This is a genomic window from Stenotrophomonas maltophilia group sp. RNC7 (assembly GCF_030910085.1).
GTDB lineage: Bacteria > Pseudomonadota > Gammaproteobacteria > Xanthomonadales > Xanthomonadaceae > Stenotrophomonas > Stenotrophomonas sepilia.
Genome location: NZ_JAVFVN010000047.1, coordinates 1 through 545 on the forward strand (window position 1 = coordinate 1; position 545 = coordinate 545).

The following is a 545-nucleotide window of genomic DNA, read 5'->3' on the forward strand; positions in this document are numbered from 1 at the left end:
TGTAATTAATAAGGTGTTTGGAGATTTAGTATATGATAGGAAATCTAATTTGAACAAAGAGTATCAAATTTTTTCCAATGAATTATCAGTAAAAATGACCGAAAGATAGCACTTGAATAAATATAAAATTATACGAAGAAAAGTATTAGTGATAGAAGAGAGGTTTGAAAGTGAAAAAAAGGATTTTATTTATTGGACGAGGGGCATCTAAGCATAGCAAATTAGATGGGGGAGAATATGGAGCAAGACGAGTTAAAAACATGGTTGAAAATACAGTAGGTGTTAATAATATTGAATCAATAATTATAGAAAAACCAAAAGTCATGCAACGTATAAAAAATATGTTGCTGTTTCAGAGTTATGGTCATACAAAAACGATAAAAAAGAAAATTAAAAGTATAGACTATGATAATGTTCAATTAGCTTTTTTCAACGGCTCAATTTATGGGAAATATACAAAGATGATTGCTAAAAAAGGTATTAATGTTATGACGTTTTATCATAATGTTGAGCACAACTTTTACTTAGATAAGTTTAAAGCTACT

1 protein-coding gene is annotated in these 545 nt (G+C 27.7%); it reads left to right on the plus strand.

Translation table 11 applies throughout. The annotated features are described in order from the left end of the window. Window positions 1-164 precede the first annotated feature (164 nt). A partial coding sequence (locus RCF13_RS00260) for a hypothetical protein (protein WP_308140680.1) occupies window positions 165-545 on the plus strand: 381 nt, incomplete at its 3' end.